The following is a 20,751-nucleotide window of genomic DNA, read 5'->3' on the forward strand; positions in this document are numbered from 1 at the left end:
GGGTGTGTTTTTTTTTCCTGGTGGGGCGCCACTCCCCCGGCGCCGGGGGGCGCGCCCCCCCGGGGGGGGCCCCCCCCCCCGGGGGGGGGGGGCCCCCCCCCCCCCGCCGTTGCACACGTGCCGTACGGGACGGACTCAGCCCGTGATCTCCACCGCGGCCAGGTTCTTCTTGCCCTTGCGCAGCACCAGCCAGCGGCCGTGCAGCAGCTGGTCGGCGGTGATCTCGGCGTCCTCGGCGGTGACCTTGACGTTGTTCACGTAGGCGCCGCCCTCCTTGATGGTGCGCCGGGCGCCGCCCTTGCTGGGCGCCAGCCCCGCCGCGATCAGCAGGTCCACGACCTGGCCGAGGCCCTCCACCCGCGCGTGCGGCAGCTCGGAGAGAGCGGCCTTCAGCGTCGGCTCGTCCAGGTCGGTCAGCTCGCCCTGCCCGAAGAGCGCCTTCGACGCGGCGATGACGGCGGCGCACTGGTCCGCGCCGTGCACCAGCGTCGTCAGCTCCTCCGCCAGCGCACGCTGGGCGGCACGTGCCTGCGGACGTTCCTCGGTCTGCGCCTCCAGCTCCTCCAGCTCCGCCTGCGTGCGGAAGCTGAGGATGCGCAGGTACTTCGAGACGTCCCGGTCGTCCACGTTCAGCCAGAACTGGTAGAACGCGTACGGCGTGGTCATCTCCGGGTCCAGCCAGACGGCCCCGCCCTCGGTCTTGCCGAACTTGGTGCCGTCCGCCTTCGTCATCAGCGGCGTCGCCAGCGCGTGGACGACCGCCTCCGGCTCGACCCGGTGGATCAGGTCGAGACCGGCGGTGAGGTTGCCCCACTGGTCGCTGCCGCCCTGCTGGAGGGTGCAGCCGTGGCGGCGGTACAGCTCCAGGAAGTCCATGCCCTGGAGCAGCTGGTAGCTGAACTCGGTGTAGCTGATGCCCTGCTCGGACTCCAGCCGGCGGGCGACCGAGTCCTTGGTGAGCATCTTGTTGACCCGGAAGTGCTTGCCGATGTCCCGCAGGAACTCGATGGCGGACAGCCCGCCGGTCCAGTCCAGGTTGTTGACCATGGTCGCCGGGTGGGCGAACTGCGAGCCGTCGAAGTCGAGGAACGGCTCGATCTGCGAGCGCAGCCGGTTCACCCACTCCTTGATGGTCTCCGGGTCGTTCAGCGTGCGCTCGGCCGTCGGACGGGGGTCACCGATCTGCCCGGTGGCCCCGCCGACCAGCGCCAGCGGCTTGAGCCCCGCCTGCTGGAGCCTGCGCATGGTGAGCACCTGCACCAGGTGTCCCACGTGCAGGCTCGCCGCGGTCGGGTCGAAGCCGCAATAGAACGTGACGGGGCCGTCCGCGAGCGCCTTGCGCAGTGCGTCTTCGTCCGTGGACTGGGCGAACAGCCCGCGCCACTTCAGCTCGTCGACGATGTCCGTCACGATTCTCAGATCTCCTCAGATGTACACACAGTGCTTGTTCGCACCGAAAGGCTTTACCGCCCGAGGTTATACGCCCCGGCTGACAGAACTCATATTGAAATCCGGCACCCGCAGCGCGGGCATCGCGGCCCGGGTGAACCAGTCGCCCCATTCCCTGGGCAGCGTCTTCTCGGTCACCCCCGCCTCGGTGGCCCGCGACAGCAGGTCCACCGGCGACTCGTTGAACCGGAAGTTGTTCACCTCGCCGACCACCTCGCCGTCCTCCACCAGGTACACGCCGTCCCTGGTCAGACCGGTCAGCAGCAGCGTCGCCGGGTCGACCTCGCGGATGTACCACAGGCAGGTCAGCAGCAGCCCGCGCCCGGTCGCTGCGACCATCTCCTCCAGCGTCTTCGTGCCGCCCGCGTCCAGGATCAGGTTGTCGATGTCCGGGGTCACCGGCAGCTTGGTGAGGGCGGCCGTGTTGCGGGTGGTGATCAGCCGCTCCAGCTTCCCGTCCTTGATCCACTCGGTGGGGGCCAGCGGCAGCCCGTTGTCGAACACCGACGAGTCCCCGCCCGAGGAGTGCGCCAGCACGAACGGAGCGGCTTCGAGCCCCGGCTCGTTCGGGTCGCTGCGCAGCGTCAGCGGCAGCGCGGACAGGGCGTCGCCGAGCCGGGTGGACCCGCCCGGCCGGGAGAACACCGTCCGCCCCTCCACGGCGTCCCGCGCCCCCGACGACCACAGCTGGTACACCAGCAGGTCGGCGACCGCGGTCGGCGGCAGCAGCGTCTCGTACCGCCCGGCGGGCAGGTCGATCCGCCGCTCGGCCCAGACGAGCCGCTGGGCCAGCTCCTCGTCCAGGGCCAGCGGGTCGACGTCCCGGAAGTCCCGGGTGGAGCGCCCGGCCCACGCCGACTTCGTACGGTCGGGGGACTTGGCGTTGACCTCCAGGGTGCCGTTCGGCTGGTCGTGGCGGAGCCGCAGCCCCGTCGACGTACCGAGATAGCTGGACGTCATCTCGTGGTTCGCGAACCCGTACAGCTCGCGGCCGCCGGCCCTGGCGCGGGCGAAGGCCTCGCCGAGGGCGGGCGCGAACGCGTCGAAGACCACCGAGGAGGTCTCCGCGGGCGCCTCCCGGAAGTCCGCGGACACCGGCACCCCCTCGACCAGCGGCTGGGCGTCCTCGGCGGGACCCGCCGCCCGCGCGGCCGCCTCGGCGGCCCGTACCAGCGGCTCCAGCTCATCGGCGGTGACCGCCGACCGGGACACGACACCGGAGGCGGTGCCCTCGGCCCCGTCGACGGTGGCGACGACGGTGAGGGTGCGCCCACGCGTCACGCCGTTCGTCGTCAGCGCGTTGCCCGCCCACCGCAGGTTCGCGGACGACTGCTCGTCGGCGATGACCACACACCCGTCGGCGGTGGACAGCTCCAGCGCCCGCTCGACGATCTCGTACGGCTTGCTCGCGCGGCTCATCGCCCGGCCTCCTGCGTCGTATTGAGACTGTGCCTGCCCGGGGGACGACCCCCGGACCCCCGGCCGATTCCCCCGTGCCCCTGCTCCGTGGTCATCGCCCGGCCTCCTGCGTCGTATTGAGAATGTTCACGCCCCGGAAGAGGGCCGACGGGCAGCCGTGGGAGACGGCCGCGACCTGGCCCGGCTGGGCCTTGCCGCAGTTGAAGGCACCGCCGAGCACGTACGTCTGCGGGCCGCCGACCTTCTCCATCGAGCCCCAGAAGTCGGTGGTCGTGGACTGGTACGCGACGTCCCGCAGCTGCCCCGCCAGCCGCCCGTTCTCGATCCGGTAGAACCGCTGACCGGTGAATTGAAAATTGAAGCGCTGCATGTCGATCGACCACGACCGGTCGCCGACCACGTAGATCCCGCGCTCGACACCCCCGATCAGGTCCTCCGTCGACAGCCCGCCCGGCTCCGGCTGCAACGACACGTTCGCCATCCGCTGCACGGGCACGTGCCCGGGGGAGTCGGCGTACGCACACCCGTTGGACCGGCCCAGACCCGTCAGCTTCGCGATCCGCCGGTCGGTCTGGTAGCCGACGAGCGTGCCGTCCTTCACCAGGTCCCAGGACTGCCCGGCCACGCCCTCGTCGTCGTACCCGATGGTGGCGAGACCGTGCTCGACGGTCCGGTCACCGGTCACGTTCATCACCGACGACCCGTACGCCAGCTTGCCCAGCTGGTCGAAGGTGGCGAACGAAGTCCCCGCGTAGGCGGCCTCGTACCCGAGCGCCCGGTCCAGCTCCGTCGCGTGCCCGATCGACTCGTGAATCGTCAGCCACAGATTGGACGGATCGACCACCAGGTCGTACGTCCCCGCCTCCACGCTCGGCGCCCGCATCTTCTCCGCCAGCAGCCCCGGAATCTCCTCGATCTCGGAGTCCCAGTCCCACCCGGTGCCCGTCAGGTACTCCCAGCCCCGCCCGACCGGCGGCGCGATCGTCCGCATCGAGTCGAACTCGCCCGAGCCCGCGTCCACCGCGACCGCCGTGAGCTGCGGATGCACCCGCACCCGCTGCTGCGTGGTCACCGTCCCCGCCGTGTCGGCGTAGAACTTGTTCTCCTGCACGGTCAGCAGCGAGGCGTCCACATGGGCCACCCCGTCCGCCCGCAGCAGCCGCCCGCTCCAGTCGGCGAGCAGCGCCGCCTTCTCCTCGCCCGGCACGTCGAACGGATTGATCTCGTACGAGGACACCCACGTCCGGTCCTCGTGCACCGGCTCCTCGGCCAGCTCCACCCGCTCGTCGGACCCGGCGGCCTTGATCACCTTCGCCGACAGCCTGGCCATGGCCACGGCCTGCCCCGCGACGCGCGCGGCGGCGTCCATCGACAAGTCGACCCCGGAGGCGAACCCCCAGGCCCCGCCGTGCACCACCCGCACCGCGTACCCGAGGTCGGTGGAGTCGCTGGAGCCGGACGGCTTGGCGTCCCGCAGCCGCCAGGAGGCACTGCGCACCCGCTCGAACCGGAAGTCGGCATGGTCCGCCCCGAGCGCCCGGGCCCGCGCGAGCGCGGCGTCGGCGAGGGCGCGCAACGGTAGTGCCAGAAAAGTCTGATCGACCTGATGAGCCACGTAAAACTCTCCTTCTCGGCATGTCTCCGCAGTGAAGCATGTCCTGCCATCACGTGGGACCGGCCACAGGTTTCCCCTGACTTGCCCCCGTCACTGCGCAGTAGGCTGATCACTACCGGCGGCCGGGGGGTTTCGAGTGCGAGTGGTTGCCGTCCGAGTTGCCGCGGCGCCGCAGAGCAGACAGGGGAGAGAGCGTCACGATGGATGTTTTCGGTGTCCACCAGAATCTCATCAGGGACTACGACGCATTCACCAGTTCGCTGGTCGGTGTGCGGGACCCGGACATCCAGCGCCATCTGGACGGCGAACGTGAGCGCAAGGTCCGTTGGCCGGACCCCCGGATCTCTCTCAATCCGAGCTTTCGTAGTGGCGAGACGGTCGGCCACCTCGTGGATACCGGTGTTTTGTTGGGTCCGTGCCGTGACTACTTCCGGAAGAAGGAGCACGAGCACGACCCGGGCTCCAGGACCCTGACCCTGCACCGGCACCAGCGCGAGGCCATCGATGCCGCTGCCGCCAAGGATTCGTACGTTCTGACAACCGGTACCGGTTCCGGCAAGAGCCTGGCGTACATCGTCCCCATCGTGAACGAGGTGCTGCGACGGCCCAACCCCGACGGCATCTCGGCGATCGTCGTCTATCCGATGAACGCGCTGGCCAACAGCCAGCGGCTGGAGCTGGAACGCTATCTGCACTGGGGCATTCCCGAAGCCGAGCGGAAGGTCACCTTCGACCGCTACACAGGGCAGGAGGACGGTGAGAAGAAGGCTGCCGTACTCCGCAAGAAGCCGGACATCCTGCTGACCAACTACGTCATGCTGGAATACCTGCTCACCCGGCCGCGTGAGCGCGAAGAGCTCATCGGCGCCGCGCAGGGACTCCGCTTCCTCGCGCTCGATGAGCTCCACACCTACCGAGGCAGACAGGGAGCGGACGTTGCGCTCCTGGTCCGCCGGTTGCGTGACGCCTGCAACGCCCCTGACCTCCAGTGCATCGGTACGTCCGCCACCATGGCCAGCGCCGCCTCCTTCGAAGAAGCCAGGAAGAAGGTCGCTGATGTGGCCTCCCGGCTCTTCGGTACGGAGGTACGGCCGGAACGCGTCATTGGCGAGACGCTGGAGCGGACAACCGACCCCGATGCCTCGTCGGGGCATTCGGCTGCCGTACGCAAGAGGCACTTGGGCGAGGCGGTCAGCCGGGCCGCTCACGACCCCGGTGCGCTGACCCGGGACTACAAGGAACTGAGCACCGACCCGCTCGCCGTGTGGGTGGAGGACTCCTTCGGGCTCGACAAGGAGAACAGTCCGGGCGGGCGCTTGATTCGCCGGACGCCGGTCACCGTGCCCACAGCGGCGAAGTCCCTCGCCAGAGACAGCGGACAGCCGGAAGCGACCTGCCAGGCCGCCATCGAGGGAATGCTCAAAGTTGGCGCCGAAGTAGTTCACCCGGTGCACAAACGCCCCCTGTTCGCCTTCAGGCTGCACCAGTTTCTGTCCAAGGGCGACACGGTCTACACCAGTTTCGAACCCGCGGGACAGCGCCACCTGACCAGCCAATACCAGGTCAGCGTGCCTGAACAGCGGCACAAGCCGTTGATTCCGCTGGCATTCTGTCGCGATTGCGGCCACGAGTACTTGGTGGTGAGCCGGGAGGAGGCGGCAGCGGGCCCGCGCTTCGTGGCGCGCCGAGACCCCGAGGCTCCGGCCGAGGAGAACGACGGCTACGTGTACGTCAGCGCCGAGCGCCCCTGGCCCGACGCTGCCGAAGAGATCCTGACCCGGCTCCCGGATAGTTGGGTCGAGACGGCCGACGACGGTACGCGCACGATCGTCAAGGCCCGCAGCGGCGACAGTCCTCGCGCAGTGCGCGTAGCGGCCGACGGCACTGTCCTACCCGCAGAGGGACACGAGGGGCTGCGTGCCTGGTGGATCGCTGCACCTTTCCGGTTCTGCCTGCGCTGCCGGGTCAGCCATGAACAGCTGCGAGCCAGGGACTTCGCCAAACTGGCGACCTTCGCTGCCGAGGGCCGCAGCTCTGCGGTGTCCCTCATCAGTGCCAGCGTGGTGCGTTCCCTCCGTGGTCAACAGGACATCGACGAGCGAGCCCGCAAGCTGCTGACATTCGTCGACAACCGGCAGGACGCCAGCCTCCAAGCGGGCCATTTCAATGACTTTGCCCAGGTCACACAGATCCGTGGGGCCCTGTACCGGGCTCTGGCCGTCGCCGGGACGCAAGGGCTCCGCCACGATCTGCTGCCCCAAGCGGTTGAAGAGGCACTCGGGCTGCCGATGGAGGTGTTCGCCAAGAACCCGGCCGCCAAGTACAACCTGCGGGAGCTCGCACGCTCCGCGTTGCGCGCGGTTCTCGCCTACCGGGTCAACGCCGACCTCGAACGAGGCTGGCGGATTACCATGCCCAACCTCACCCAGACCGGGCTCTTGCGCTTCGAGTACACCGACCTGACGGAGATCGCCGCCGACGAGGAATGCTGGCAAGGGGCTCACCCCGCCCTGACCGGGAACTCGCCCGCCCATCGCGAATACCTTGCCCGGGTCCTCCTCGACGAAATGCGCCGCTCACTGGCCGTGGACGAGCAGCTGCTCACTCAAGAGGGCTTCGACCAGCTACAACGCCAGTCCGATGCGCATTTGCAGGGAGTCTGGGCGCTACCGCAGAGGGAGCCTCGAGTCCCTTCCCGAGTCGCTGTCCCCGGCAGCGGACCCAAGGGAGCGCCCTCCGGTGAGGCCATCTACCTCAGCGGGCTCGGTGCCTTCGGCCGGTTCCTGCGGCGCCCCGACCAGTTCTCGGAGCTTCCCGATCTGGCCGGGAAGCGGATGTCCGTCGCCGATGCCGGGGCGGTGATCCGCAGCCTGCTCCGGGTGCTGGAGAACCATGGCCTGGTCGCGATCGTCCGGGAGGAACGGGACGGCTCTCTCGGGCACCAGGTCCGGGCCTCCGCGCTGCGCTGGTTCCCGGGCGACGGACTCACGCCCGAACCGGACCCGCTGCGCAAGGTCAGCGACCCGGGTGCGAAGCCGCAGATCAACACGTACTTCCGTGACCTTTACCGGGAGACCGCCGCGGAGCTGGTCGGCATTGAGGCCCGTGAGCACACCGCACAGGTGCCGGCCCCGCTGCGCGAGGCCCGGGAGACCGCTTTCCGCGACGGTGACCTGAGTCTGCTCTACTGCTCGCCGACGATGGAACTCGGCGTCGACATCGCCACCCTCAACGCCGTCGCCATGCGCAACGCCCCGCCCACGCCCGCCAATTACGCCCAGCGTTCGGGACGCGCCGGCCGTTCCGGCCAGCCCGCGCTGGTCACCACGTACTGCTCGACGGGCAGTGCCCACGACCAGTACTACTTCCGTCGCCCCGAGCTGATGGTCGCGGGCAACGTCACCCCGCCCCGGCTCGACCTCGCCAACGAGGAACTGCTGCGCTCCCACGTCAATGCCATCTGGCTCGCGGAGACCGGAGTGTTCCTCGGCCCCCGGATGACAGAGATCATCGACGCGGAGTCGCGCTCTTCCACTCCGGGCGAGCCTGTTCCGCTGCGGCTCGACGACACCGTGCGCGGACAGCTCGACAGCGAAACCGCCCGCCGCCGTGCCATCGAGCGGGCCGAATCGATTTTCGGCCCCATGCTTGCGGAACTTCAGGAGCGCACCAGCTGGTGGTACGACGGCTGGATCGAGGACGTGGTGCGCTCCGCGCTGCGCCGCTTCGACGACGCCTGCGAACGCTGGCGGAACCTCTACCGCGCGGCCCTCGCCGAACGCGAGGAGCAACACCGTATCGCCGGTGATCTATCCGTCGAGCCGAGGCAGCGACGCCAGGCGGAGGCCCGCCGGGCCGAGGCCGAGAGCCAGGGAAAGCTGCTGCGCAACGAGGGCAGCGAGGAGTCCTACAGCGACTTCTACACCTATCGCTACTTCGCCTCGGAAGGCTTCCTGCCGGGCTACTCCTTCCCCCGGCTGCCGCTGGCCGCGTACATCCCCGGTCAGCGGGCCGAAGGGAAGCTCGGTCAGAAGAACGGCGCGTACATCCAGCGCCCGCGCTTCATTGCCATCGCCGAGTTCGGACCGGGCGCGCTCATCTATCACGAGGGCCAGCGGTACGCGGTCGACCGGGTCCAGGTCCCCCGGGGATCTGCTCCCGGCCAGGTCGCGACGAGCAACGTCAAGATCTGCAGCAGCTGCGGCACCTGGTACGACCCGGGCATGGACCGGTGCGACGATTGTCATGTCTCCCTCTCGCTCACCCTCAACCGGACCATGGTCCTTTCCACCGTGCAGGCGTCGCCGGTACGGCGGATCTCCTCGGACGAGGAGGAGCGGCTCAAGTCCGGCTTCGAATTGCTGACGGGTTATCAATTCTCTTCGGCAGGAGGCCGGTTGGACGCCACGACGGCCGACGCAGAGGGGCCGGTCCTGGAGGTGGGTTACGGAGACACCGCCCGCATCCGCGTCTTCAACGTCGGCCGCCGCAAGCGCAAGCACCCTGCCGACCGGGGCTTCTGGCTCGATCCGGTCCAAGGCCGGTGGCTCAGCGCCAAGAAGGCCGGTGAGCTCCAGGAGGCTACGGCCGAGGACGACGTACTGACCCCCTTCTCCTCGGCCGACCGCACCCTCCAGGTCATCCCCTACGTCGAGGACACCAAGAACATCGCCGTGCTCCGGCTGTCGGAACCGGTCGAGAACGAAACCGTGGCCGTCACCCTCCGGTACGCCCTGGAGCGTGGCATCGAAGCCCACTACCAGCTGGAGGACTCCGAGCTGGACAGCCAGGTCCTCCCCGATGAGGAGCAGCGGGGACGGATGCTCTTCGTCGAGGGCGCCGAGGGTGGCGCCGGAGTGCTGCGGCTGCTGCACGACGACCCCAAGGCCGTCGCAGCCGTGGCACGCCAGGCCCTGGCGATCATTCACTACGACCTGGACGGCAAGGACCTGGACCGCGCACCGAACGCGTCCGAGCGCTGCGAGCTCGGCTGCTACGACTGCCTGCTCTCGTACAGCAACCAGAGTTTCCACACCCGCATCGACCGGCACGCGGCGGTCCCGATCCTGCTCAGACTCGCCACCGCCACCACCAGCGGTGAACGTCAGGTCACTCCTGCCGCCAGGCGCGCCTCGACCCTGGCAGCGGCGAGGGAACAGGTTCAGGGGCCGGTCGCGGACTTCGTAGAATGGCTGAGCCTGGCGGGGCACCGGCTGCCCGACGAAACCGCGCCCGACCAGGCATCGACCCAGGTCAACCCGGACATCGTCTACCGCCTCCCTGGGGCCGACGTCGCCGTCTACCTGGACACCGCGGCCGGTCTGCACCTGGACAGGCAGGCTGAAATCAGTCTGATCAACGACGGCTGGCTCGTGATCCGGGCCGGCGCGGACAGCAAGGAGTGGGAAAGCACCGTGCGCGCACACCCGGACGTCTTCGGTACTGGACGGAGTGCCCGATGACTTCTCCCGCCGGCCGTGCTCCCGGTGACCTGGTCTCTGCCCGAGGGCGCGACTGGGTGGTGCTGCCGACGCCGGACAGCGAGCCCGTCGTCTTCGCCCAGCCTCTCGACGGCGATCGCGAATTCGTCACCGCGCTCTTCCCCGAGGAGATCGAGGACCCCGGTTTTGGCCCGCCCCGCCCCGTGCCGGGCGAGGTCGGCGACTTCGCCTCCGCCGGGCTGCTCCGGACCGCCCTGCGGGTCGCCGCCACCCACGGCGCCGGCCCCTTCCGCAGCCTCGCCTCCATCGCCGTACAGCCGCGCCAGTACCAGCTCGTCCCACTGATGATGGCGCTGCGGATGAACACCGTACGGCTGCTCATCGGCGACGACGTCGGCATCGGCAAGACCATCGAGGCCGGGCTCATCGCCAAGGAGCTCATCGAGCAGGGCTCGGCGACGGGCATGACGGTGCTCTGTTCGCCCGCGCTCGCCGAGCAGTGGCAGAGCGAGCTGCGGGACAAGTTCGGCATGGAGGCCGAACTCGTCCTGCCCTCCACCGCCGCCCGGCTCCAGAAGGGCGTCGAGCAGGGGCAGAGTCTTTTCCAGCGCTACCCCTGCACAGTGGTATCCACCGACTTCATCAAGCAGCCGGACCGACGGGACGCCTTCCTGCGCACCTGCCCCAAGCTGCTGATTGTCGACGAGGCGCACACCTGCGTCGGCGCGGGCGCCGGAGGCCAGCAGCGCTACAAGCTGCTCGCCAAGCTCGCCCAGGACGAGGACCGCCACCTCATCCTCGTCACCGCCACCCCGCACAGCGGCGACAGCGAGGCCTTCGCCCGGCTGACCGGACTGCTCGACCCGGATCTCCAGGGGCTGGATCCGACACTCCCCTCCCACCGCGACCGGCTCGCCCGCCACTTCGTCCAGCGCCGCCGCCGCGACATCCGGCACTACCTCGACGAGAACACTCCCTTCCCCAGCGCCCGCATGCTGCGCGAAGTCCCCTACCAGCTGCACGAGGAGTACGCCCGCTTCGTCGCCGACGTACTGGCCTACGCCCGAGAACAGGTCCGCCGCCCCGACGGCTCCCTGCGGCAGCGCCACACCTGGTGGTCCGTACTAGCGCTGCTGCGCTGTGTGCTCTCCTCGCCCGCAGCAGCAGCCCAGACACTCACCGTCCGGTCCGCCGTCGCCGTCGCACGCACGGTGGAGGAGGCCAACAGGATCGGCCGGGCGGCCGTCCTCGAACTCACCGACGACGGGGAGGGCGAGCAGCTCGACTCTGTCCCCGGCTCCCTCCTCGACGACCTGGACGACGCCGGCGGCAGCAGGAAACTCAAGGCGTTCGCGGCGCGGGCCGCGACCCTGGCCGGGCCCGAGTACGACACCAAGCTGCGCATCCTCGTCGACGAGGTGAAGGGCCTTCTCGTCGACGGCTACGACCCCGTCGTCTTCTGCCGCTACATCCCCACCGCCGAGTACGTTGCCGAGCACCTCGCCGACACCCTCGGGCGCGGGGTGCACGTGGCCGCGGTGACCGGCAAACTCCACCCCGACGCCCGACAGGGGCGTATCGACGAACTCACCGCCAAGACCGGCCGGCACGTCCTCGTCGCCACCGACTGCCTCTCCGAGGGCGTCAACCTTCAGGACGACTTCGGCGCGGTCCTGCACTACGACCTGTCCTGGAACCCGACCCGGCACGAGCAGCGCGAGGGCCGCGTCGACCGCTTCGGCCAGGCCCGGGAGAAGGTCCGCTCCGTCACCCTGTACGACACCGACACGGGTGTCGACGGCCTCGTGCTCGACGTGCTCATCCGCAAGCACCAGGACATCGCCGAACAGGTCGGTGTCGTCGTCCCGGTCCCCAAGGGCGGAGACGGTGTGCTCCAGGCTCTCGCCAAGAGCCTTCTGCTGCGGGGCCGCGAAGGCAACGACGAGCAGCTCGCGCTCGACTTCGGCACAGAGGAACTGTTCGGCCTCGCCCGCGACGAGCTGAACAAGGAGTGGGAGGACGCCGCGGACCGGGAGTCCAAGGTCCTCACCAAGTTCGCCCACAGCAGCCTGCGCCCGGAAGAGGTCAAGGACGAGCTGGAAGCCCTCCGCCAAGCACTCGGCGAGCCCGCCGACATCGCCGCGTTCACCCGGGAGGCGCTCAAGGCGCTGGGATCGGCGGTACGTCCCGACTCCCGCAGCGCCGGATTCACCGCCCCCACCGGGACGCTCCCCAAGGGCCTCAGGCACGCGCTGGGCATCTACGACGACGCGGACCAGGCCGTCGCGCCCGGCGCCGCCCAAGTTCTCTCCCGTACCGCGGGCAAGGGGCGCGGCGGCAAAGCGGCGGGCGACCGTGAGCTGGTGTTCCGCGAGGACCTCCCGGTCCCGGCGGGCGACCACGCCCTGTTCCGTACGGACCCTGCGGTGCGCGCCGTCGCCCGCTACGTACTGGACTCCGCCCTCGACAGCTCCCTGAGCGACAACGACCGCCCCGCCAGAAGGCTCGGCGTCATCCGTACCGCCGACGTCGACGCGCGCACCGTGCTGCTCCTGGTCCGCTACCGCTTCCGCCTCACCCTGCCCGGCCGCCGGCTGCGACGGGGCACCGAGGAGCCGAAGCAACTGGTCGCCGAGGACGCCCAGTTGCTGGCCTGGCGCACCGGCGCCGACGGTTCCCGGGAATGGCTCACCGACGAAGAGACGGCCGCTCTGCTGAACGCGGCACCCGACCGCAACACCATCGGGTCCATGCGCGACCAGCAGATCACCTTCGCCCTGGACGAACTGCCCGAAGTCAAGGGCCACTTGGCGGACCACGGCCAGCAGGTCGCCCGCCGTCTCGAAGCCGCCCACCAGGGCGTCCGCGAGGCAGCGGGGGAGCGGGGCAGGGCGCGCGGCGCCGCCGCGGCCCGCCGTATCACCGCCGAACTCGCAGGGACTCCGGACCTGCTCGGCGTCTACGTGTACGTCAAGCGTCCCGGAGGATCCAAGTGACCACTCTCGCCCCCGACCAGCTCCCGGCGAGCACGGCCGTACGCGTCGAAGGCGTCCTGCTCTCCGCGGACCTCATCAACAAAGTCCGCTTCGGCGACCGGGAGCTGCCCGGCGCCGCTCCCGCCGACTACGGCCTGCCGCGAGGCGTACGGGTCGAGGACGCGGCCAGCCGCAAGTGGGAGTACCTCAGGGCCACCTACCAGTCCTTCCGCGAACAGCTCACGGAACTGGAGAAGGTCGGCGGTGGCGACGCCGGTGCGGCGACGAAGCTCACGTATCAGCAGTGGCTGAGCGTCCTCCTGGACGAACTCGGCTACGCGGGGCGCACCGCGCAGCCCAAGCGCGGCATGAAGGTGCCCGGCCGCGAGGACCCGTACAAGGTCAGCCACCTGTGGCAGGCCCACCTTCCGGTGCACCTGCTCGGCTGGGACACCGACCTCGACCGGAACGTCGGCAAGAGCCGAGCACCCCAGTCCATGGTGCAGGAACTCCTCAACGTCTCCGACGCGCACCTGTGGGGGCTGCTGTCCAACGGCCGGGTGCTGCGGGTGCTCCGCGACTCCACCGCGATCGTCGGGTCCGCCTACATCGAGTTCAACCTCGACGCGATTTTCGGCGGGGAGCAGTTCCCCGACTTCCTGCTGATGTACGCGATGCTCCACTCCTCGCGCTTCGAGCTGGTGGCGAAGCCCGAGAAGAAGCGGCGCGGCGCCGCTGCGGTCGCCGAGGAGGAAGAGGGAGAGGCCGAGGAGGGCACTCTCGACGAGGCCGCCACTCCGGCGGACGACATCGCCGCCCTCACTCCCGTTGACTGCCGTATCGAGTGGTGGCGCAGCTACGCCATCGAGACCGGCATCCGCTCCCGCGACCGGCTGCGCAACCAGGTGAAGGACGCCCTCGGAATCCTCGGCACCGGATTCCTGCGAGCAAATCCGGAACTGGGCGAGGCCCTCACCCGGGGTGGCAAGGCGGCGATCGAGGAATTCCATCACGAACTGCTGCGCCTCGCCTACCAGTTGATTTTCCTGTTCGTCGCCGAGGACCGCGACGCACTGCTGCTGCGGGCCGACGAGAAGATCTCCCGCAAGGAGGCCGCCCGACTGGAACAGGCGCGCCGCCGTTACACCAACAGCTTCTCCACCGCCCGCCTGCGCCGCATCGCCGCCCGCCGCAAGGGTGACCAGAACGTCGACCTGTGGAAGAGCCTGGGCGACATCGTCCTGGACTCCCTCGGCAGGATCGGCGGCCACCAGCACCTCGCGCTCCCCGAACTCGGCGGCCTGTACTTCCGCGCCGACGACCGCGACCCCGACGAGCCCGCGCTCCTCCCCGGCGGCGCCGAGCCGCTCCGTGCCGCCCGCCTCCCGAACGAGAGCCTGCTCGACGCGGTCCGGCTCCTCTCACGCGTGCACGACAAGCAGGGCCGTGAGAGCCGGGTCGACTACCGTCACCTCGGCGCCGACGAGCTTGGCAGCGTCTACGAGTCCCTGCTGGAGCTCATCCCGCGCCACAACCCCGCAAAAATCGAGTTCTGGCTCCAGGACCTGGTGGCCGGCAGCAAGCGCAAGACGACCGGGTCGTACTACACGCCTTCGGTGCTCATCGAGAAGCTTCTCGACAATGCGCTCGACCCGGTGATAGAGCGCCATGGAGCCTCCGGGAACCCAGACGACCTCCTCAAGATCCGCTTTGTGGACCCGAGTTGTGGTTCGGGGCACGTCCTGGTCGCGGCGGCGCGCAGGATCGCTCTCCGCTATGCCCAGATGTACGACAAGGAGCTGGAACCCGCACCGGAAAAGGTGCGTGCGGCCATGGCCAAGGTCGTGAAGTCCTGCGTGCATGGTGTGGACATCAACCCCCTTGCCGCGGAGATCGCAAAGGTCTCGCTGTGGCTGGAGTCCCTGAACCCGGGGCAGCCGCTCGCGTACCTGGACGACCGGATCAAGGTGGGGAACGCGCTGCTCGGTACGACGCCGCGGCTGCTGGAAGCGGGAATCCCGGAACTCGCCTTCAAGAAGCTGGAGGGCGACGAGCCAAAGGTGATCACCAAGGCCCGGGACCGCAACCGCAGTGAGCTCAAGGGCGTCGCGGTCTGGGAACAGACCCGGCTCGGCGAGCCCCCGGTCCACACCAGCACGGCAAAGGTGCGCGTCGCCGCGGAGGCCGCGGCCAAGCAGGTCGGTACGGACCTGGCGTCCATCCGTGAACTGGCAAAGCGGCACCGGGAGTTCGAGCACAACCCGGAGTTGGAGCGGCTCAAGCGGGTCGCCGACGCGTGGTGCGCGGCGTTCATCTGGCCCAAGCGGTCGGATGCTCCGGAACCGATCACCACGGCCCGGTTGAAGAAGCTGGAAGAGGGCGAACCGCTGCCGGGCATCCCGGCACCGCTGCCGGTGATGGGCAAGGAGCCGGCTCCGGAGTCGGATGAGCAGAAGGAACGGCGGGAGAACGCGGGGGAGCGGGTGCTCCGCGAGATCGTCTCCCGTAACCGCTTCTTCCACTGGCACCTGGAATTCCCCCGGATCTTCCGTGTCGAGGACCGCGAGGCGGCGGACGCGAACCCGGCGACGGGCTGGCAGGGCGGCTTCGACTGCGTACTGGGGAACCCGCCGTGGGAACGGGTCAAGATCCAGAAGAAGGAATGGTTCGCCGCCCAGAACCCGTACGTTGCTGACGCGGAAACGGCGAGCGAGCGCGAACACCGGATCGGTCAGCTCCTGTACACGAAGGACGAGCACGGCAACTCGATCGAAGCCGACCGCAAGCTGCACCGCGAGTACCTGATCGCGCAGCGCGAGTCCAAGGGCACGACGAACATGCTCAGGGACTCGGGGATCTTCCCGCTGACGGGCCGGGGCGACGTCAATACGTACGCGGTCTTCGCGGAGAAGGCGCGGATGCTGATGGGGCCGGAAGGGATGGCGGGGCTGGTCCTGCCGACGGGGATTGCGACGGACAAGACGACGTCGGGGTTCTTTTCGGATCTGGTGGAGCGGCGTCAGCTGAATACCGTGCTAGATCTGGAGAACGAGGAGAAGCTCTTCGCGGACGTCCATAACCAGTACCGCTATTGCTTGTTCACGTATGGCGGTCCAGCGAACAAGAGGGACCGTGCCCGATTGGCATTCCGGGCTCGCAGGCCGGACCAACTGGATTCTCGTGAGTTCACCCTGGACGCGGCGGGTTTTCGTCGAATCAACCCTAACAGTCTGACGTCGCCTGTGTGTGAGAGTCGGGAACATTTTGAGATTCTCGACGCTATGCATAAGAAGGCATCGGTCCTGCGGAATCATGCGGACCCTCACGGGAATCCGTGGGATCTGCTGCTAATTCGCATGTTTCATATGGCCGATGATTCTGATCGATTCCGCAAGAGTGAAGATCTCAGGAAGGATGGGTGGGAGCTACAGGAGTCCGTTTTCATCAAAGATGGTGACCGATGCCTTCCTCTCTATGAAGGGAAGTTCGCCTACCACTTCGATGCCAGATTTGCGACGTACGAGGGTGCTACCCAAGCACAAATCAACAAGGGAACGCTGCCGAGGCTGGATGCTCAGGAGCACGGTGATCCGAATAAGCTGCCGCTGCCACGGCATTGGATGGCGGAATCGGAAGTCGAGAAATGGTTCATGCCCGACCCTGGAGGGCCGGGTGTCGAATGGTCGCATGACTGGTTGCTGGGGTGGCGGGATGTAGCGCCAGCGGCTAACCAGCGTACGGTTATCCCGTCGGTGCTTCCGAGGACGGCAATTGGCCACACTGAACCGCTTATTGTACCGAACGACCCAAGCCTTCCGGTGCAGGCCTTGATTGCGAACCTATCGGCTCTTTCGCTTGACTTTGCTGCACGTCAGAAGATCCAGGGGTCTCACGTAACGTATACATACCTGGAGCAGCTGCCAGTGCTGCAACCTGATGAGTACGTGAAGCCTGTGGAGTGGCTTTCTGGTCAGACTCCCGCATCGTGGATTCATGCTCGTGTACTCGAATTGACCTATACCTCCTACGAGATGAGGCCCTGGGCTGAGTATCTCGGTGATGTGGGTTCTCCATTCGTTTGGGATGAAGATCGTCGATTTGCTATGCGAGCTGAACTAGATGCCGCGTATTTCCACTTGTATGCCATCGGGCGCGAAGATCTCGATCTCGTACTAGATAGCTTTCGTGCATTCCGGAACAAGACACCCGAACTCTTCCAATGCACCAAGGACGAGATCATTCGCGTCTACGAGGCCATGGCGTCCGGCACCCCGTACGTGACCCCGCTCAGCCCACCCCCAGGCCAAGGCCCCCGCCACAACCCGGGAACCAGCCCTCTGACCCGAGTCGCCCGACCGACCCCGCCCACCCCGCCGGCCCAGCCGCAGCGGGCTCTGCGCGCTCCGGCAAAGGGAAGGGGCAGAAGGCATTCTGGCGGTGGCCAGCTGGGCGGACTGTTCAGCCTGGAGGAGGTCGAGGGAGCCGACATACAGCTCGACTTCTTCGGCGAGGGCTAGCCAGGCGCTCACACCGTACGTGAACGGCCGCCGCCCCGGAATGCCTTCGGGGCGGCGGCCGTTCACGAACCTCAGCCGATCAGATCTCACCCGTAATCACACTCGCCCGGAACGCTTCCCATCCAGCGCCGGTGAAGCGCAGAGGCACGAGCCGGGTGTCCTTGGAGTCCCGGACAGCAAGCCGTCCACCTGCCAGATCGGCGATCTCGACGCAGTTCTCGCCGGTCTCGCTGTAGGAGGACTTGCGCCAGACAGCGGCGGTGAGGTTGCTCGGGTACAGGTCGGTCTTGTCGATCACTTCTCGGGCCTTTCCATGATCCTCGTGATGGTTTCCCGTGAGTCGTCCACGGAGAGTGCGGCTACGGTGACGCGCTCGAAGGCTTCCTCGAAGATCTGCACTTCGCCCGGGTCCTCGGCGAACTGTCCGCCCCGAAGGTTCTCGGTGTTCACCACTGTCGGCCACGGCACTGGGAACTCGAAGAGCGTGAAGACGCCCACCATGGCGGGGTTCGGGGCGGTGGTGCTCGGGATGACCTGAACGGTCACATTGGGCAGTTCGGTCATGTCAAGGACGTGCAGGAGTTGGCTGCGCATGAGATTCGGCCGGGAGGCGAACCTCTGGCGCAGGGCGGCCTCGCCGATGACGGCCCAGAACTTCAGCGGCTCGTGTGGCCTGGTGAGGACCGCCTGCCGCGCCTTCCGGATTTCGACGAGGGCGGAGATTTCCTCCGGGGTCCTGGTGAGGGCGGTGGCGGTGATGATCTCCCGCGCGTACTCGCCCGTCTGGAACAGGCCGGGGAGGATCGCCGGCGTACAGATGCGCACGCTCTTCGCATCGGCCTCGACACTGATGTAGTCCCGGTACGCATGGGCGGCGACGTCGCCGTACGTCTGCCACCAGCCCGTCTTCTGGGCATCCTCGGCGAGGCGGGTCAGCGCGGTCACGACGACTTCATCCGTCACCCCGTACTTCTCCAGCAGTGGGCCCACATCCGAGGGCCGAATGCGCCCCTTCGCGTTCTCGATCTTGGACACCTTTGCGGGGTCCCATCCCATGGCCTCCGCGGCGGTCTCCAGGCTCATCTTCGATTCGTGCCTGAATCGGCGCAAGGTGTCGCCCAAACGCCGCCTTCGGACCGTCGGAAGCACTCGATAGTTGGCCATGCGCGCAGTTTGGCACCGCAATCAGCCTCAAGTCGATGGAACGGAAGTTCTACTTTTGTGAATTCCACCTTCAAGGTTGAAGGTGCTGCTCTCATGGGTGCATCCTGCTCAGGAAGAAGTGTGGCTGATCGTCAAGTGATCGAGCAATAAGGGCAGTTGGCTGCACATGCCACCAAGGCAAGGGTGCCTCGATGCTCATGAACGCGAACACCCCGGCGCTCCCCGCGAGCCCCGTCGCCACCCTCGGCCACTATCTCGCCCCCACCCCCACCGGCTTCGCCCTCCACCTCTCCGCCTCGCCGCGCAACCTCCGCGCCCTCCGTGCTCTCACTCGCCGGGTGCTCCTCGGTGCGAGTGTCGAACCCGACCTCGTCGACTCTGCCCAACTCGTCCTCTCCGAGCTGTACGGCAACGCGGTCCGGGCCTGTGGCGACTATGTCCCGCTCGTCGTCGAGGTCGAGTCGACCATTGCCGGAGTGTGGGTCCGGCTGCACGACCCGGACCGCCACCGCCTCCCGCGCCGCAGCGGTATCCAACTCGACGACCCGGAAGCTGAATCGGGGCGCGGGCTCCCCCTGGTGGATCTGCTCGCACCCGGCTGGGAGGTCGCCCTCACGCCGGTCGGCAAGCAGATCCGCTGCCTCCTTCCTCCCGTGTGGCCCACGTGACGCGCGCGACGCCTGAAGTTGCGCAACAACCCCCGCGGACCACACGCGAACCGCCCGGACCGTGCGACCGGAATCGCACCCTCCCCGACCGAACTGGCGCCCCAATTGCCGCATCGACGTGCGATTTCGTCGATTGTCGTACCCAAGGAGTAGCCTCTCGGCCACGCGGTGTTGGTTGTCAACGGCCGTGACAGTGGCGAGCGTTGGGGAGATGGTGGATGGTCGGGCGTGAGTTGTCACCGGCGGATCACCAGGACAAAGAGATACGCGAAGTCCTGAAGCGGCTCGTTGCCGTCGGCTGGGTTCTCCGCAAGGAAGGGCACTGGGGTCGGCTGTACTGCCCCTGTGCCGGAGGAGGCTGCCTCACCATCCCCGTCCCGGGCACGGCCAAGAACCCGGGGCGCACTGCGCGAAACCTTGCCCGGCGCGCGAAACTGTGCCCGCTCCCCGAAGGGGACCCGCGCCGTGCCCTCGGGGGCGGTGTTGTCGTTTGACAACGCGATATGGCTGGGTAAGTCTGCCCTCATGGGGGTGGCGCACCCTGGTGCGGAGGTTTTTGAGGGCACTCATGGCACGGTCTAAGGGGGGCAGGAGCGCGATGGAATACGAGTTTCTCTTCGTCGTGGACGGCATCAGCGTGGACGACGACGTAGCGGTCGGCGTGATCTTCGACGAGTTCGACGGACTGCTCACCAGTCATCGGGGGAAGCACCTGCTAGACGTGGCGATGGACGGTGACAGCGCGATCGACGCCGCGCACCGCCTGGTGGTCAAGTTCCACAAGGAGCTGCCGACGCTACGGCTGCTGCGCCTTGACCCCGACCTCGTCGGGGTGGCGGACATCGCGGACCGCACCGGACGTACCAGGCAGAACATCCTCCAGTGGATCAATGCCGAGCGACGGCAGGAGGCTCCGCCCTTCCCTGAGCCGGAAGGCACGGTCGGACGCTCCCTCGTATGGAGGTGGGCGGAGATCAATGCCTGGCTGACGTTGATCGGCGAGGGTGTGGGTGATGCGGGGGCCACCCGTGAGGAGGCCCTGCACATCGACTTCATGCTGTCCCGCTGGCGGCAGGTGCTCGACGACGGGCTGCCGATCGTACGGTTCGTCCATGCCGTGCCGGACGACGAGGGCACGGAGGGCCGTGCTGCTGTTGCCCGCCTCATGGAGGGCACACTGTCCGCGCCGGGCGTACTGGACATGATTGCCGCCGTTCCACGGATGGAACGGCAACGGCTGACGGTGATCTGCGCGGTCCTGCCCGACCGGTTGGACGAAGTGGCGGCCCGGATCGGCGGGGACGAGACCACGGCGATCCTCGCTTGGCAGGGCGAGGAGGACCAGCTGCACTTCGTTCCTGTCACCACGCGCTACATCCCCGGTTCGCGTCCGATCTCGGAGCTGGGGCTGGGGCGGGACGCGACGGTCGGTGACCTGCTCCTCGTCATCACCAATGGTGTGGTCACGGAAACCACCCCGGTGACTGTCGCTGCGTGACGGGC

10 protein-coding genes are annotated in these 20,751 nt (G+C 68.0%); 5 read left to right on the forward strand and 5 right to left on the reverse strand.

The window, feature by feature from the left end:
- Window positions 1–135 precede the first annotated feature (135 nt).
- From tyrS to ACIO3O_RS38765, 3 genes are all read right to left on the reverse strand, one after another.
- Window positions 136–1,410, reverse strand: coding sequence for a tyrosine--tRNA ligase (gene tyrS / locus ACIO3O_RS38755; protein WP_401754337.1), 1,275 nt, complete (start codon window positions 1,408–1,410; stop codon window positions 136–138).
- Between the two features lie 66 nt (window positions 1,411–1,476).
- Window positions 1,477–2,868 carry a metallopeptidase TldD-related protein gene (locus tag ACIO3O_RS38760; protein WP_401754340.1) on the reverse strand — a complete coding sequence of 464 codons (1,392 nt, stop codon included), beginning with the start codon at window positions 2,866–2,868 and terminating at the stop codon, window positions 1,477–1,479.
- 91 nt (window positions 2,869–2,959) lie between these two features.
- The gene (locus tag ACIO3O_RS38765) at window positions 2,960–4,483 is read right to left on the reverse strand and encodes a TldD/PmbA family protein (protein ID WP_401754343.1); all 1,524 of its coding nucleotides are present in this window, start codon (window positions 4,481–4,483) and stop codon (window positions 2,960–2,962) included.
- A 146-nt stretch (window positions 4,484–4,629) separates the two neighbouring features.
- Here ACIO3O_RS38765 and ACIO3O_RS38770 point away from each other — a divergent pair, with 146 nt between their 5' ends.
- The 3 genes from ACIO3O_RS38770 to ACIO3O_RS38780 are packed head-to-tail and all read left to right on the forward strand — an operon-like array spanning window position 4,630 to window position 17,416.
- A complete protein-coding gene (locus tag ACIO3O_RS38770; protein WP_401754346.1) occupies window positions 4,630–9,945 on the forward strand; it encodes a DEAD/DEAH box helicase in 5,316 nt (1,771 codons plus the stop codon).
- A complete protein-coding gene (locus ACIO3O_RS38775) occupies window positions 9,942–12,920 on the forward strand; it encodes a helicase-related protein (protein ID WP_401754348.1) in 2,979 nt (992 codons plus the stop codon). The genes ACIO3O_RS38770 and ACIO3O_RS38775 overlap by 4 nt, the downstream gene beginning before the upstream one ends.
- Window positions 12,917–17,416 (forward strand): Eco57I restriction-modification methylase domain-containing protein, encoded by a 4,500-nt coding sequence (locus tag ACIO3O_RS38780; RefSeq protein WP_401754350.1) that lies wholly within the window; start codon window positions 12,917–12,919, stop codon window positions 17,414–17,416. The genes ACIO3O_RS38775 and ACIO3O_RS38780 overlap by 4 nt, the downstream gene beginning before the upstream one ends.
- Window positions 17,417–17,495: 79 nt before the next feature.
- Here ACIO3O_RS38780 and ACIO3O_RS38785 read toward each other — a convergent pair whose 3' ends face one another.
- Entirely contained in the window at window positions 17,496–17,714 is a 219-nt protein-coding gene (locus ACIO3O_RS38785; protein WP_401754353.1) for a DUF397 domain-containing protein, read from the reverse strand.
- A complete protein-coding gene (locus ACIO3O_RS38790) occupies window positions 17,711–18,580 on the reverse strand; it encodes a helix-turn-helix domain-containing protein (RefSeq protein WP_401754356.1) in 870 nt (289 codons plus the stop codon). Before ACIO3O_RS38790 ends, ACIO3O_RS38785 begins: the two co-directional genes overlap by 4 nt.
- A gap of 197 nt (window positions 18,581–18,777) precedes the next feature.
- Here ACIO3O_RS38790 and ACIO3O_RS38795 point away from each other — a divergent pair, with 197 nt between their 5' ends.
- On the forward strand, window positions 18,778–19,248 hold the full coding sequence (locus ACIO3O_RS38795; protein ID WP_401754359.1) for an ATP-binding protein: 471 nt from the start codon (window positions 18,778–18,780) through the stop codon (window positions 19,246–19,248).
- A 598-nt stretch (window positions 19,249–19,846) separates the two neighbouring features.
- Window positions 19,847–20,746, forward strand: a complete 900-nt coding sequence (locus ACIO3O_RS38800) for a helix-turn-helix transcriptional regulator (protein WP_401754362.1) — start codon at window positions 19,847–19,849, stop codon at window positions 20,744–20,746.
- The last annotated feature ends 5 nt before the right edge of the window (window positions 20,747–20,751 follow it).

This window comes from Streptomyces sp. NPDC087440 (assembly GCF_044744005.1).
Classification (GTDB): Bacteria; Actinomycetota; Actinomycetes; order Streptomycetales; family Streptomycetaceae; genus Streptomyces.